The sequence below is a fragment of the Crossiella cryophila genome, assembly GCF_014204915.1.
GTDB classification, from domain to species: Bacteria; Actinomycetota; Actinomycetes; order Mycobacteriales; family Pseudonocardiaceae; genus Crossiella; species Crossiella cryophila.
In genome coordinates this window covers 7,426,644-7,440,789 of record NZ_JACHMH010000001.1, presented here as the reverse complement: position 1 = coordinate 7,440,789, position 14,146 = coordinate 7,426,644, and the positions used below count along the sequence as shown (strand labels likewise).

Below are 14,146 nucleotides of genomic sequence, written 5' to 3'. Positions count from 1 at the left end.
GTGGTCACAGGCTCTCGGTTGGTCGATCCGAGGGCGAACCGCGGACGAACAAGAGGCGTTCGAGTCCGGAGAGTCCACTCTGGACACACCGCGTGGATGAAGCCCTTGCCGGGGCAGGCATCCGAGACCACAGGAGTCAGCCAGTCATGAACCGCGGCATCCGCCACACCGCCATCGCCCTGGGCGTCGCCTCCCTGGCCCTGTCCGCCGCTGCCTGTGGCTCCGGTGACCAGGCGGCCAGTTCCGGCACCACCTCGGCCGCGGCCACCTCCAGCGCCGCCCCCACCTCGGCCGCGATGGCCGATCCGGCCCGTGACCTGGTCGGCTCCGGCTGTGCCGGTTACGCCCAGCAGGTTCCGCAGGGTCCCGGCTCGGTGGCAGGCATGTCCGCCGACCCGGTCGCGGTGGCCGCCAGCAACAACCCGCTGCTCAAGACGCTGGTCGCGGCGGTCTCCGGCAAGCTGAACCCGAAGGTCAACCTGGTCTCGACGTTGAACGGCAGTGAGTTCACCGTGTTCGCGCCGGTCGACTCCGCCTTCGCCAAGATCGACGCGGCCACCATCGAGAAGCTCAAGACCGATGACGCGCTGCTGACCAAGATCCTGACCTACCACGTGGTGCCGGGCCAGATCGCGCCGGACAAGATCGCGGGCGACCAGAAGACCGTGCAGACCGGCATGGTCAAGGTCACCGGCTCCGGCAACGCGCTGAAGGTCAATGACGCCAACGTGATCTGCGGTGGCGTGCACACCGCCAACGCCACCGTCTACCTGATCGACTCGGTCCTGCTGCCCAAGTAAGGACCGGTTCTCACCGCGACCGGTCGCCGGAGTCCACTGTGGACACCGGCGGCCGGTTCGCGCTGTCCGGGTCGCGCAGGGCACGGACCTCGGCGCGGAGTTCGCGGAGTTCGGCGAGCACCGCGGCGGTGTCGGAGACCTTCTCCTGCTCCTCTTTCTCTGACGGCTGGGCCTCCATCGCGCTGACCGCGACCGCGATGAACAGGTTCAGCACGGTGAAGGAGGTGATCACGATGTAGCTGACGAAGAAGATCCAGGCCAGTGGACGTTCCCGCATCACCCCGCGGGCCACCTCCGACCATGCCTCGCCGGTCATCACCTGGAACAGGGTGAACAGCGAGTCGCCGAGGTCGGCGAAGTACTCGGGGGAGACCTCGCGGAAGAGCTTGGTGGCCATCACCGCCGAGACGTAGAGCACCAGTGCGATCAGCGCGCCGATGGAGGCCATCCCGGGCAGGGCGCTGAGCAGCGCGGAGACCACCCGGCGCATGCTGGGCACCACCGAGATCAGGCGCAGGGCACGCAGGATGCGCAGCGCCCGCAGCACCGAGAAGGCGCCGGAGGTGGGCAGCAGCGCGATCACGATGATGATGCTGTCGAACCAGTTCCACGGATCGCGGAAGAACGCCGGGCCGTGTGCCCAGAGCCGGGCGGACAGCTCCAGCACGAAGATGGCCAGCACCGCGCGGTCGATCAGGTGTAACCACTCGCCGTACTCGGCGACCAAGGTCGGCGAGGTCTCGCAGCCGAGCACGATGGCGTTCACCAGGATCACGGCGGTGATCACCTTCTGGAACCTCGCGGATTCGACCATCGACCGCACTCGCGCCCGCACCGGCACTGCCTGCCCCCTACTGCTTGCCAACACAACTTGATCAACCTATCGAGTGACGGCTGGGGTCTTTCCTGGTAGTCCCGACAGGTGATCACTTCGGCTTTGGCGACGTCGCGCCGGTGCTCAACGAGGAGAACCCGATGATGCGGAGATCGTGCTGCCTGCTGCTCGCCCTGTTACTGGGCCTGAGCCTGACCGGGGCGGCAGGTGCGGCGGAACAACAGAGGCCGGTGCGCGGCATCCCCGGCGTGGTGGAACTGAGCCCCGACCCGGAACTGGCGGCCTGGCAGCGGCTGCAGTTCGGGCTGTTCATCCACTGGGGGGTCTACTCCGAACTCGGCGGGGTCTGGCGCGGGCAGCCGGTGACCAGCGGCTACAGCGAGCAGATCCAGATGTGGGCGAACATCTCCGAGCCCGAGTACCGCGAGGTGGCCGCCCGCTTCCAGCCGGCCAGGTTCGACCCGGCGGGGATCTGCGCGCTGGCCAAGCAGGCGGGCATGAAGTACGTGGTGATCACCAGCAAGCACCACGACGGCTTCGCCATGTTCGGCACCGCCACCACCGGTTACAACGTGGTCGACGCGACCCCATATAAGAAGGACCCGCTCAAACTGCTCGGCGAGGCATGCCGGGCCCAGGGACTCGGCTTCGGCGTGTACTTCTCGCTGGTCGACTGGCACCAGGGGCACAGCTTCGACGGCGGCAACAACAACCCGATCCCGGCCGCGATGGAGCCGGTGATCGAGGCCCAGCTGCGCGAGCTGATGACCGACTACGGCGAGATCGCCGAGGTCTGGTTCGACATGTCCGCGCCGACCGTGGCGCAGAGCAGGCGATTCGCCGGGATCGTGCGTGAACTGCGGCCGCGGGCGGTGATCAACAGCCGGATCTGGAACAACACCGGCGACTTCCGCACGCTCGGGGACAACGAGATCCCGACTGTGCCACTGGACGGCACCTGGCAGACCCCGGCCTCGATCTACCACGAGACCTGGGGTTACCGGAGCTGGCAGCGGCGGGAGGACCTGCCCGGCAAGATCCGCGACCTGGTGGTCGGGCTGACCAGCGTGCGGGCCAGGGGCGGGAACTACCTGCTCAACATCGGTCCGCGCGGGGACGGTTCGGTGGTGGAGTTCGAGGCGGACGTGCTGCGTGGCATCGGGTCCTGGCTGGGCAGCCACCCCGGCGCGGTGCTGGGCGCCTCGGCGACCCGGTTCGGCGGGCAGCCCTGGGGCGAGGTCACGGCGAAGGGGAACGACCTGTTCCTGCACGTCACGCAGTGGCCGAGTACCGGTGAGCTGCGGCTGCCCGGCCTGGCCACCCGGGTGCGCCGGGTCAGCGAGGACGGCGCGGGCAGGCTGGACTGGCGGCAGGACGGCGAGGACCTGGTGGTGCGGTTGCCCGCCGCGCCCAAGGACAAGGTGCTGCCGGTGCTCAGGGTGGAGCTGGCCGGGGAGCTGCGGATCATCCCGGCGAACACGGTGCGGGCCGGCCGGGACGGCGCCTGGGTGCTGGGCGAGGACGATTTCGAGCGCGGCAACAGCTATGCCGACCAGGGCAGTTACCCCAGCACCCGGCAGACCGGCGTGCGGCAGACCGCGCACCTGAGCGGCGAGCGGTCCGGCTCTGTTTCCTTGACGTTGCGGGGGACCGCCGAACCGGACAGCCGGTACCGGGTCAGCGTGGGGGAGCAGAGCCGGGTGCTGACCGGGGCAGAGTTGCTCGGTGGCGCGATCGGGCCGTTCACCGTGCGGGGGCGGCAGGTCACGCCGGTGACCATCGCGCGGGCCGAACCCGCGCACCAGGGCCAGGAGCTGGGCGCACGACTGAGCGGGCTGGTGGCGCCTACCGACCGGGTGGTCGGCTGGGCCGAACCGCCCACGCAGGTGGAGACCGGCAGCCGGATCGAGGTCCCGGTGCGGGTGACCAACCTGCGGTCCAGGGCGGTCAGCGGCACGGTCGGATTACGCGCCCCTACCGAATGGTCGGTCGGCGCGGCCGTGCCCTTCACCGGGCTGGCGCCGGGGCAGACCCGCACCGTGCTGGTGCCGGTGACCGTGCCCGCCGAGGCCACACCTGCAATACAAGAGGTGACGGCGGTGGTGACCGGGGTGGCCAGGGAGCTGGAGCTGGCCGGTCAGGTGCGGGTGGTGCTGCCGAACCAGGCCAGGGGCAAGGCCGCCAGTCAGGTCAGCCTGGCCTGGGGCGGGGTGCCGGAGCGGGCGGTGGACGGCAACACCGCGGGTGACTACCTCCGGGACAACTCCACCTCGCACACCGCCGAACCCGCGAACCAGGCGTGGTGGCAGGTGGACCTCGGCAGGCCGGTGGCCATCGAGACCATCGAGATCTGGAACCGCACTGATTGCTGTGCGCGACGACTTTCCGACTACTGGGTGTTGGTCTCGGACACGCCGATCACCGCGGACGCACTGCGTGACGCCCTGGCCACTCCGGGGGTCACCGCGGTGCACCAGCCGGGAATGGCCGGGCGGCCGACCGCGATCGGCATGGCTGGCAAGGCCGGGCGGCACGTGCGGGTGCAGCTCGCCTCGGCCACCGATCCGTTGTCGCTGGCCGAAGTGGTGGTGCGGGGACGCTGAGCCGGCCCGGACCTCGGCCGCCGCGACAGGTTCCGGTCGCGGCGGCCGAGCTGTGTCCTGGCCCGGTCCCGGCCGCGGTGTAGTCCTCCCGGAGGACAGCCGTTGTGGCCCGGCGGAGGACACCTGCCTGGTGGGCGCGCTGGACGGCGCCCGGCGTGTGGTTCCGCGGGTCCATGGCCACTCCTCGGGCGCAGTCGGGAAATCGCCATCGAACCTACCCACGAAGTTCGGCAGGCAACCGTTGAATCGAGAGGCTCGATGTCATGGCACCAGTCAGGGATTTACCCGGATCGGAGTACGCCATGCTTCGTCTACACGTGTTGATGGCGTGACTCTCGGGCTGGATGACAAGAAATGTAGTTCTCCGTATAACAATGGCCGTCATCTGCCAAACTTGAGATTGATTTGAGGGTGACTCCCGGTAATCGCCAATTGCCTACGGTGACAGTTTCGCCTGAATGGGGCGGGTGCGGGTGTCTGGGTGCGGCCACCGCACCGCATTTCCGCCGGTCAGCGCGGGGGTCCGCACGGTCCGAACCTGTAGGTGCGGAGGACCACAGTCTTAAGACAGGCTGTTGGTCTCGCGTTGACAGGTCTTGGGCCATACCCAGACGATCAATTCCGTTGAGGAACCCAACTGGGTGAACGTGCCTTGGGGGGGCTCGATCACAATCTCTAAACGGGAGGACTGGTCATCCGATGAGTGTGGACGTGGCAGCGGCGGCAATGCATGATTCGGTTAGCGCGGTACGGAAGGTGGACGACGCACAGGAACTGGTTCGATCTCTCTTCGACCAGTCGGGCATCTGTGTGGCGACACTGGATTCGTCACTGCGAGTGACTGAGGCAAATTCGAGGCTTCTTAGGCTCTTCGGCAGGTCTGCTGCCGATGCCTGCGGGCGAACGTTCGCGGAACTGCTCCACCCCAGCGTGCGCGAGAGCGTCGTGCAGGGACTGGGTCGGCTCCTGGACGGACAGAAGGGGCGCTTTTCCAGCCAAATCGCTGGTCTGCGCAGTGGCGAGCCGGACTTCAGCGGTGAGCTGACCGGCGTGGCCGTGGTCGGTGAGGGCGGCAAGGTCCAGCGCATCATGGTCATCGTGCGGCCGGAGCAGACCGACCGCACCGGTCACATGCTGTCATCGGGACGCAAGCTCCTGACCGACATGGACGCCCGGATTCTGGAGGGTGTCGCGGCGGGTGTTTCCACCGTGCAGCTGGCTTCGATGCTGCACCTGAGCCGCGGCGGAGTTGAATACCACGTTACGACGCTGTTGCGCCGGTTGAAGGCGAAGAACCGTCCGGCGCTGGTTTCGAAAGCGTATTCAATGGGACTCTTCGGCGTCGGCTCGTGGCCGCCCCGGGTGCTCCCCGCCTATGTCAAGTAAAACTCAAGTCACTCCGAGTGTGCGTGACATTAACAGCTCTGCGTAGTTCAGCAATGAATGCGTGCGATGATGACACGGCGGGCAGCCGGGCCGTCATCGTCATGGTGGGGTCTGAGGAAGGGAACTACGCCCGTGGCGATAGCCGACACCGAGACAACGCAGTGGATTAGGCGCTTCCATCCCTCGGCGGCCAGCACCACCCGGCTGGTGTGCTTGCCGCACGCCGGCGGATCGGCCAGCTTCTACTACCCGGTTTCGCGAAACCTCGCGCCGGCGGTGGATGTGGTCGCGATTCAGTACCCCGGCAGGCAGGATCGGCTCCGTGATCCGGGAATCGCCGATATCGAGAAGCTCGCCGAACACATCGCGGCCGAACTGGCCGCGCTCACCCCGAAGCCGACCGTGCTGTTCGGGCACAGCATGGGCGCCACCATCGGCTTCGAACTCGCCTGGCGGCTTGAGCAGGACGGCGGGCGACCCCCGCTCGAACTGATCGCCTCCGGGCGCCGGGCGCCCTCCTCGGTTCGCGAGGAGAGCACCCACCGGCGCGGTGACGACGCGATCATCGCCGAGATGGCCACCCTGAACGGCACTGACGGAGCCGTGCTCGCCGATGAGGAGATCCTCCGGATGAGCCTGCCCGCGCTGCGCAACGACTACCGCGCCATCGAGACCTACCGGGCACAACCCGGGCGCAAGCTGAACTGCCCGATCACCGTCCTCACCGGGGACAACGATCCCAAGACCACGATTCCCGAGGCCGAGGCCTGGCGCGGGCACACCGACGGCGAATGCCGGATCAAGGTGTATCCGGGCGGGCACTTCTTCCTCACCGAGCACCAGGCCGCGGTGCAGGCGGAGATCAGCCGCGCACTCGGCGCCACCCGCAGCACGGTCTGACTCCGGCAGGTCGGACCGCGGCGGAATGTCGCCACGGAGCCTGGCTCTGGATCCTTCAACGGTTTTCCTGGTGATTTAGGTCGCATAGTTGAGCCAGCCCAGAGGAGGAAACGAGATGAGCACCCGAATCTTCTTGTCCGGTGGACCGGCCGAACTGTCCCTCATCGAACCGGTCCGCAATGTGGACCGGCTCGATCAGAAAATCAAGGTCGCCTTCGGCGCCGGCTACGAGCACTTCGCCTATCACGGGCAGAACCAGAGCGTTGGCGAGGAAAACCTCCCCGTCTACAACTGGTGCGGACGGACGAAGATCGCCGAGTGACCCTCGCGCTTCCCCAGGCCGGTACGACCTCCCGTCGTACCGGCCTTTTCGTGCGCCCAGCTGGTTGAGCGCCGAGCTGGTTGGGCCGGGCCGCTCCGGACATGGGAACGCGCCGGCCGCGGGATCGCGGACCGGCGCGTTGCCGTCTGGGTAGCGCCTACCAGCCGCCCGCGGGCAGCAGTTCCTCGATCTGGTTGGTGCGGGTGACCTCGCGCAGGTCCGACTCCACCATCATGTTCATCAGCTCGGTGAAGTCCACGTTCGGCGTCCAGCCCAGCTCCAGCTTGGCCCGGCTCGCGTCCGCGCAGAGCGTCTCGACCTCGGCCGGGCGCACCAGCTCGGGGTCGATCACCACGTAGTCCCGCCAGTCCAGGTCCACGGCCTCGAAGGCGATCCGCACGGCGTCGCGCACCGAGTGCATCCGGCCGGTGCCGATGACGTAGTCGGTGGGCTCCTCCTGCTGCAGCATCAGGTGCATGGCCCGCACGTAGTCCCCGGCGAAGCCCCAGTCGCGGACCGCGTCCAGGTTGCCGAGGCGCAGCTCCTTCTGCAGGCCCAGCTTGATCTGGGCGACCGCGAGGGAGATCTTGCGGGTCACGAACTCGGCGCCACGGCGCGGGGACTCGTGGTTGAACAGGATGCCGGAGACCCCGTACATGCCGAAGGACTCGCGGTAGTTCTTGGTGATGAAGTGGCCGTAGGTCTTGGCCACGCCGTACGGGCTGCGGGGGTGGAAGATGGTGGTCTCCCGCTGCGGGGTCTCGGCCACCATGCCGAACATCTCCGAGGAGGATGCCTGGTAGAAGCGGATGGTGTCGTTGCCGCCAGCCCTGGACTTGTCCAGGCCGCAGACCAGCCGGATGGCCTCCAGCATGCGCAGCACGCCCATGCCGTTGACCTCGGTGGTCAGTTCCGCCTGCTGCCAGGACAGCGGCACGAAGGAGATCGCGCCCAGGTTGTAGACCTCGTCCGGCTGGACCATGTCCACCGCCGAGATCAGGCTGCCCTGATCCAGCAGGTCTCCGTCCACAAAGGACAGATCCTTGACCAGCCTGCTCACCCGCGACTTGCGTGGGTTGGCCTGCCCGCGGATGAGCCCCCAGACCTGGTACCCCTGCTCGAGGAGGTGTTCGGCCAGGTAGGAGCCATCCTGTCCCGTGATTCCAGTGATCAGCGCTCGCCTACGCACATGGTCTCCTTGATGCCGGTGCAAGTGCGGTGTCGCGAGTGGACCAACTACAGGATGACTCACCCGCTCTTCGCCCCAGTGAAACCGCACCAGCACAAGGAAACGTCTAGATGATGGGCCCTTGTCGATCTTGAACGGGCTGGTCCGGGCGGGGCGACGCACGGCGCGGTGTCGGGTTGTCACCGGGCCGTGCGTCGCGTGGGAAGGTGGTCACGGATGGCGAGAACTCGTCAGTAACTCACCCGTTGAGTGGGTAACGTGGCGATGGCCACCATGAAACGACCAGACACCCAGGATCAAGTTAAGCTCAAATTTTGTGGAGAACCCCAGGAACGCCTTCAACATACTTGATATGGGGCTTTTCCGGGGCTGGGCGGTCATGGAGAGTGCGAACTCCAAACCGTAGTAAGGGCAGCGGGTTCAAGGGATGCGGATGTGTCGGCCGCCGGTCACGAATAGTGGCTGGAGCTGGGTGGGGCTTGCCTTCTGTCGGTTGGAGAACCCGGATAGGGGTCGTCATGAGCCTTGTCCACCTCGTCGTCGGGGACGAGTCAGCACGTGACACGTCGGTAGTTGGTGTGCTGGATGAACTGGTCGAGGGGTTGGGTGAGGGTCAGTCCCAGATCGTGGGTGTCAGCGGCCCGATAGGTTCGGGCCGGTCGTTCGTGTTGCGGCACACCGTGTCGCGGGCGCAGTCACTGGGCGTTGGCGTGTCCTTCGCGCCCTGTGCCCCCTCCGAATCGGCCATTCCGTATTCGGTGGTGACCCGGCTGCTCTCTGATCTGCTCCCCCCGGGGCGGATCGCGGACCTGGCTGTCTCCTGCGAGCAGGCGCCCAATCCGACCGACCTCAACGCGTTGCTGTGCCGGGAGTTCACCGCGCTGGCGGCCCGGCGGCCACTGCTGATCGCCGTGGACGACCTGCACTGGGCCGACCGCTGGTCGTTGCGCTGGTTCGCCGAGATGGCCCAGCAGGTGCGGGACTACCCGATCATGCTGCTGGGCTCCGCGCACGGCCCGCTGGTGCGGGTGGTGGGCGCGGACTGCTCGGCCACCCCCGCCGGTGTGCCCACCCAGCTCAGGCTGCGTGCGCTGGCCGTGCCGGAGGCCAGGGAACTGCTGGCCGGGCTGACCGGCAAACCGGTGGAGGAGGAGGTGGCCAGGGCGGCCACCCAGGCCTCGATGGGCAGGCCCGCGGTACTCGCCGCGGTGGCCGCTCACTTCAACGCCGCTGATCTGCCCTTGATCCCGGCCCGGCTGACCGAGGTGTACGAGGTCGCGCGGGCGGACTGGACCGGACGGGTCGCCAGGGTGGTGCGCACCCTGCCGCTGGAGGCGGCCGCGTTGCTGCGCACCATGGCCGCCGGTGGCGGGCGGTTCGGCCTGGCCATGGTCACCGCGCTGGAACGGGCGGGCGCGCTGGACGCGCTCGGCGCGCTGAGCGGGGCCGGACTGGTGGTCGGCACCACCGCGCCCCGGCTGGCCTGCCCCGGCTTCGCGGTGGACGCCTTCGCCGGCCGGGACGCCGCGGACCGGGCCGCCCTGAGCATGCGGGCGGCCGAACTCGGGCGGGTTCTCGAAATGGGAGCGCTCACAGTCGCCGAGTTGCTCGGTGGTGTGCCGGTGGCCGGGCAGCAGTGGGCAGGCGAGGTCTTCGCGGCCGCGGCCACCTGTCTGCTGCGCGAGGGCAAGCGGGACGCGGCGATCACCGCGTTGCGCCGGGCGCTGCGCGAGCCGATGACCGATCCGGTGCGCTCCCGGCTGCTGATCCGGCTGGCCTGCCTGGAAGTGGTGGACCAGCCAGAGGCCAGCGACGGCAGGCTGCGCGAGGTCCTGGTGCTGCACAACGGCGCGGGCTCCTGGGACTCGGTGGTCGAGGCCGCCGACCTGCTGCTCTCCCGCGGCGACGCGGAAACCACCCGGCGCCTGGTCTCCGATGCCTACCGCGAGTCCGCGGGCACCCGCACCGCCACCGAACTCTCCCCGCTGGGCGCGCTGGGCTGGCTGGCCCAGGACGAGGCCGGACCCGACCTGGAGACCCCGGCCACCGTGCTGCCCTCGCCCGCGCGCACCCCGGTGGACGCGGCCGAGGCCGCGGTGCTGGCCTGGCAGCTGGCCACCAGGGCCGAGGACCGGCCGCGTGTGCTGGAACTGGCCAGGCTGGTGCTGGCCGAGGGCGACGGCGCGCCGCTGATGTGCCGCTTCGCCGCCGCGCGGGCGCTGCTGTGCGCGGACGCGGTGGAGGAGTCCGCGGCCGGGTACGAGACGCTCGCCCACGACGCCCGCAGGCGGGGCGCGCGGGCGGCGGCGGCCCAGGCCATGCTCGGCCAGTCCGGGATCATCCTGCGCCGCGGCGACCCCGAACAGGCCCTCGCGGTGATCGAGGCGGCCAAACGCGAACTGCCGCTGACCTCCTGGCATCCGGCGCTGGCCTCCAGGGTCACCTCGGCCGAGATCATGGCGCTGATCCGCAGCGGCCAGGTCGACGCCGCGCGGAAACTGGCCGGGCGGCCGGACGCGCAACTGGCCGACCGGGGCGTTGGCTGGAGCCTGCTGCTCTACGCCCGCGCCGAGGTCCGCCTGGTCGCCGGGCAGCCCGAACGGGCGCTGGTGCTCTTCGAGGAATGCGGGCGGGTGCTGCTCAGCCGCGGCTGGCGCAACCCGGTGCTGCTGCCCTGGCGCTTCGGCGCCTCCCTGGCCCACCAGCTGCTCGGCGACACCGACCGCGCGATGGCGTTGCGGGCCGAGGAGAACGCGGTGCTGGAGCGCTGGGGCTGCGGGGAGGCGCTGGACATCCCGGAGGAGCGTTCGCTGGCCGGGTTCCGGGCCATCGGCGTGGACATCCCCGACCTGCCGGACCAGCCACCGCCGCCCCGGCCCGAACCGGTGGCCGCACCCGTGCCCGCCGGACTGCCGCTGGACGTGCTCGCCGCGCTGACCCCGGTGGAACTCGAGGTGGTGCGCCTGGTGGTCGGCGGGCTGGCCAACGGCGAGGCCGCGGCGCGCCTTGGCGTCACCAGGCGAACGATCGAGCTGCGGCTGACCAAGGTCTATCGCAAGCTGGGCGTGCGCGGGCGGGACGAGTTGCTCGGCAGGGTGGGACCGACCACGGGCGGGTGCTGAATGACGTTGCGGGAGCGCGGTTCCGAACTCCGGCAGATGCGCGAGGCGGTGCGCGAGGTGGCCTCCGGGCGCGGCGCGCTGCTGCACATCGGCGGCCCGGCAGGCGCCGGGCGCACCGCACTGGCCAGGGCACTGGTCGAGCTGGCCGCGGCCGAGGGCGCGCTGGTGCTGCGGGCCAGCGGCGCGGAGTCCGAACGGGACCTGCCCATCGGCGTGGTCCGCCAGCTGGTCACCCCGCTGGTCTACGGCGGGGTCGAGGCCGAGGACACCCCGCGCGGCATGCTGGCCGCCATCCTGGAGGGTGGTGGCCTGGACCAGACCAGCGAGTTCGGTCCCGGCTCACTCGGCTGCTTCGTGCACGGCCTGCACGCCACCCTCAAACGGCTCAGCGCCACCCAGACCGTGGTGGTCGTCATCGACGACCTGCACTGGGTGGACGAGGCATCGCTGCGCGCGCTGGCCTTCCTGGCCTCCCGGCTGCACGGCGCCCGGCTGCTGGTCGCGGTGACCACCCCGGACGCGGTGAGCGAACGCGCGCTGCTGATCCAGGAGATCCTCGACGTCACCGGCTACCGCCTGGAAGCGCGGGCCTTCACCGCGGACACCACCGCCGCCCTGGTGGCCCAGCGGTTCGGCCCGGACTGCGATCCGGCCTTCGCCGAGGTGTGCCACGAGGTCACCGGTGGTTCGCCCAAGGCGCTGCTGGCCCTGCTGGACCGGGCCGTGCACCAACGTTTGCGCGGGCAGTTCACCGAGGTGCCCAGGGTGCGCGAGCTGTCAGGGGCGTTGCGGCGGGAGCAGTTGCGCGCGTTGCTGCGCCGGGACCGGGTGGTCTCCGCCTTCGCCATCGCCACCGTGATCCTGGCCGAGCAGGCCACCGAACTGCTGCTGGCCCGGCTCAGCGAGCTGACCCCGACCGAATGCCGCACCGCCAAGAGCGTGCTGCGCCGGGTCGGCGGCGCGCTGGATGAGATCGACGGCCGGGTGGTGCCCACCGCGGCGCTGACCAAGGTGGTCTCGGAGTTCATCGGCTCCGCGGAGAGTTCCCGGCTGCACCGCGCGGCAGCCGACCACCTGGCCGAATGCGGGGCCGGACCCGAGGAGGTCGCCGCCCAGCTGGTGCAGGTCGACGGCATGCACGACCGGCGCGGCCTGGATCTGCTCAAGGCCGCCGCGGTCTCCGCCCGCAGGCGCGGCGCCCCGGAGATCGCGGTGCGCTACTTCCGGCGCGCGCTGCTGGACTCCCCGCCGGAGGACGGCCGCCGGGCCGAACTGCTGGTGGAGCTGGCCGCCACCGAACTCGACGCCTGGCCCGCCGCGGCCAAACAGCACCTGGTGCAGGCCGCCCGGCTGCTGCCGGATCACCGCAGCCGGGCCGAGGCGCTGTCCTGGATGCCGCTGCGCGTCTCCGGCTACGACCCGCAGCTGGCCGCGCTGCTCAAGGACGTCCGGGACAAGATCGGCCCCACCGACGGGCTCAGCGGGCACGACCTCGACGTCGCACTGCGGCTGGAAGCCCGCTGGCGGCAGGCAGGCATGCCGGACCGGAAACTGGTGGCCACCGCGGGGGAGCGGTTGCGCGAACTGGGTTTCGACGCGGGCCGCGCCTGCCCGGCCGAGCAGGAACTGCGGGTGGTGCTGCTGGAGGCGGTCACGCTGACCGGGGAGGTGCCCAGCACCGAGGTGGCCAGGATGGCCCGCCAGATCGTGGCCAGGGTGCCTGCCAACTCGGTGCAGATCGGCTCCTTCATGCAGATCCTGCCCGCGGTGCTGCTGGCCGCCGATCAGGGCGATGCCGCCGGCTCCTGGCTGGACGCGGTGCTCGCACACGCCCGCCAGCCCTCCCCGGCCGCCTTCCAGTCCCTGGTGCAGGCCCAGTGCAGCCTGGCCCTGCTCGGCCGCGGCCAGGTGGCCAGGGCCAAGGAGGCCGCGCTGCACGCGGTGGACCTGGTCGGCGGGGACACCCAGGAGATGATCGTCTCCTCCGCGGTGGCCCTTGGCGCGGTGGCCATGGTGACCCGCGATGTGGACCTGGCCCGGCGCGCGCTGGAGATCACCGGCTCCGAGACCGACCTGCGGATGTACGCGCTGCGCCGCACCATGCGCGCCATGCTGGCCGAATCCGCGGGCGACCACGAGGCCGCGCTGGCCCAGATCCTCGACGGCGGCAACCTGCTCGACCGGGCGGGCTGGCGCAACCAGGCCGTGCTGCCCTGGCAGTGCATGGCCGCCGCCCTGCACCACCGGGTCGGCCAGCACGCCGAGGCCATGGCGCTGGCCGAGGAACACCAGCGGCGCGCGCTGGCCTGGGGATCGCCCAACGGAATCGCCCGCGGCAGCCATCTGCTCGGCATTCTCACCCCCGGCGCGCGCGGCGTCGAACATCTCCGCCAGGCCGCCGAACTGTTCCGGCAGGCCGGTAACAAGACCGAATTGGCCTGGACGCTGAAACGGTTGGGAAAGCGCATTCAGAAAACCTCGCCCGCCGAGGGAGAGCGGGTGCTGGCCCAGGCGGGGCAGCTCGCCGAGCAGTTGATGGAGGGCCGCGGCGGGGCCGAGGAGGGCATGATGGCGAGTACCAGCCAGAGCGCCGTTTCCCTTGACAGCCCGGTGGTTCCGGCCCCGGCCACCCGGTTGACCCCCACCGAGGCCACCGTGGCCGAGCTGGCCGCGCGAGGTCTGGGCAACCACGAGATCGCCAGTCGGCTGGAGATCAGCAGGCGGGCCGTGGAGAAGCATTTGACCAGCTCGTACCGCAAACTGGGCATCGAGCGCCGGGTCCAGCTGGCCGAAGCGCTGCGGGCCCCGGCGGGCACCGGCGGCAGTCGATCAACCTGACCCACGCATCCCTACCGACCGAACGGTCGGTCGGGATGCCTTGCGCGGCACGCACTTCCTCCGGTCGGCACCGCCGCGCCAACACTGGTGAAGTCCCTACCTCGGTCCGGGTAACAACGCAGCTGATGCAGCCGCCGGCATCCGGTCGGTG

9 protein-coding genes are annotated in these 14,146 nt (G+C 69.9%); 7 read left to right on the top strand and 2 right to left on the bottom strand.

Going from position 1 to position 14,146, the window contains the following annotated elements; genetic code table 11:
• Window positions 1-146: 146 nt before the first annotated feature.
• Window positions 147-800: a fasciclin domain-containing protein gene (locus HNR67_RS31880; protein ID WP_185005863.1), complete on the top strand. Its 654-nt coding sequence runs from the start codon at window positions 147-149 to the stop codon at window positions 798-800.
• 10 nt (window positions 801-810) lie between these two features.
• On the opposite strand, the gene HNR67_RS31875 is transcribed toward HNR67_RS31880, so the two are convergent.
• Window positions 811-1,614 (bottom strand): ion transporter, encoded by an 804-nt coding sequence (locus HNR67_RS31875; RefSeq protein WP_185011341.1) that lies wholly within the window; start codon window positions 1,612-1,614, stop codon window positions 811-813.
• Window positions 1,615-1,775: 161 nt separating this feature from the next.
• Between HNR67_RS31875 and HNR67_RS31870 the strand changes: the two genes are divergently transcribed.
• The 4 genes from HNR67_RS31870 to HNR67_RS31855 all read left to right on the top strand — a co-directional run bounded on the left by HNR67_RS31870 (window position 1,776) and on the right by HNR67_RS31855 (window position 6,846).
• Window positions 1,776-4,238 carry an alpha-L-fucosidase gene (locus HNR67_RS31870; protein ID WP_185005862.1) on the top strand — a complete coding sequence of 821 codons (2,463 nt, stop codon included), beginning with the start codon at window positions 1,776-1,778 and terminating at the stop codon, window positions 4,236-4,238.
• Window positions 4,239-4,937: 699 nt separating this feature from the next.
• A complete protein-coding gene (locus tag HNR67_RS31865) occupies window positions 4,938-5,624 on the top strand; it encodes a helix-turn-helix transcriptional regulator (protein WP_246492640.1) in 687 nt (228 codons plus the stop codon).
• Between the two features lie 207 nt (window positions 5,625-5,831).
• Entirely contained in the window at window positions 5,832-6,524 is a 693-nt protein-coding gene (locus HNR67_RS31860; protein ID WP_312988457.1) for a thioesterase II family protein, read from the top strand.
• 115 nt (window positions 6,525-6,639) lie between these two features.
• Window positions 6,640-6,846 carry a DUF5988 family protein gene (locus tag HNR67_RS31855; RefSeq protein ID WP_185005861.1) on the top strand — a complete coding sequence of 69 codons (207 nt, stop codon included), beginning with the start codon at window positions 6,640-6,642 and terminating at the stop codon, window positions 6,844-6,846.
• Window positions 6,847-7,003: 157 nt separating this feature from the next.
• Here the strand turns inward: HNR67_RS31855 and HNR67_RS31850 are convergent, their stop codons facing one another.
• A complete protein-coding gene (locus tag HNR67_RS31850; protein ID WP_185005860.1) occupies window positions 7,004-8,035 on the bottom strand; it encodes a GDP-mannose 4,6-dehydratase in 1,032 nt (343 codons plus the stop codon).
• A 578-nt stretch (window positions 8,036-8,613) separates the two neighbouring features.
• Between HNR67_RS31850 and HNR67_RS31845 the strand changes: the two genes are divergently transcribed.
• Together HNR67_RS31845 and HNR67_RS31840 are read left to right on the top strand one after the other, a co-directional pair.
• On the top strand, window positions 8,614-11,157 hold the full coding sequence (locus HNR67_RS31845; protein ID WP_185005859.1) for an AAA family ATPase: 2,544 nt from the start codon (window positions 8,614-8,616) through the stop codon (window positions 11,155-11,157).
• On the top strand, window positions 11,158-13,995 hold the full coding sequence (locus HNR67_RS31840) for an AAA family ATPase (RefSeq protein ID WP_185005858.1): 2,838 nt from the start codon (window positions 11,158-11,160) through the stop codon (window positions 13,993-13,995).
• Window positions 13,996-14,146: the final 151 nt, after the last annotated feature.

What these genes read in the sequence shown, in the direction of transcription:
- HNR67_RS31880 (WP_185005863.1), top strand. Translation starts at nt 147, where the DNA reads ATGAACCGCGGCATCCGCCACACCGCCATCGCCCTGGGCGTCGCCTCC.
- HNR67_RS31875 (WP_185011341.1), bottom strand. Translation starts at nt 1,614, where the DNA reads ATGGTCGAATCCGCGAGGTTCCAGAAGGTGATCACCGCCGTGATCCTG.
- HNR67_RS31870 (WP_185005862.1), top strand. Translation starts at nt 1,776, where the DNA reads ATGATGCGGAGATCGTGCTGCCTGCTGCTCGCCCTGTTACTGGGCCTG.
- HNR67_RS31865 (WP_246492640.1), top strand. Translation starts at nt 4,938, where the DNA reads ATGAGTGTGGACGTGGCAGCGGCGGCAATGCATGATTCGGTTAGCGCG.
- HNR67_RS31855 (WP_185005861.1), top strand. Translation starts at nt 6,640, where the DNA reads ATGAGCACCCGAATCTTCTTGTCCGGTGGACCGGCCGAACTGTCCCTC.
- HNR67_RS31840 (WP_185005858.1), top strand. Translation starts at nt 11,158, where the DNA reads ATGACGTTGCGGGAGCGCGGTTCCGAACTCCGGCAGATGCGCGAGGCG.